1 protein-coding gene is annotated in these 454 nt (G+C 48.7%); it reads right to left on the minus strand.

Annotation, left to right across the window (positions count from 1 at the left end; genetic code table 11):
* Positions 1–454 (minus strand): thrombospondin type 3 repeat-containing protein (locus AB4585_RS26635; RefSeq protein WP_372171751.1); only part of this gene is annotated, 454 nt, incomplete at both ends.

Below are 454 nucleotides of genomic sequence, written 5' to 3' on the forward strand. Positions count from 1 at the left end.
GTGCTATCTAGAGGGAAGCGATCATCAACGTCTAGGGTGCCATCGTTGTCGTCATCCGTATCAGCATTGTTGCCTGTACCGTCGTTGTCCGTATCGACAGATTCAGATGCATCCAGCGGGAATCGGTCTTCAACATCCAATACTCCATCGCCGTCATCATCCGTATCCGCTTTGTTCCCTGTGCCATCGCTATCGGTATCTTGTGTTTCCGTTTCATCGAGCGGGAAACGGTCAACACTATCAATGACACCATCGTCATCGCTGTCAGCATTGAGATGATCAGTACCTAATTCAGCTTCTTCCGTGTCACTAAGACCATCATTATCGTCATCAGTATCGGCGTTATCACCAATACCATCGCTATCATTGTCTGATGCTTCAGCGCTATCGAGGGGGAATAGATCTATCGAATCTAACGCTCCATCACCATCGGTGTCTGCGTTGAAGGGGTTTG

It is taken from the genome of Vibrio sp. 10N.222.49.C9, from assembly GCF_041474985.1.
GTDB lineage: Bacteria > Pseudomonadota > Gammaproteobacteria > Enterobacterales > Vibrionaceae > Vibrio > Vibrio crassostreae_C.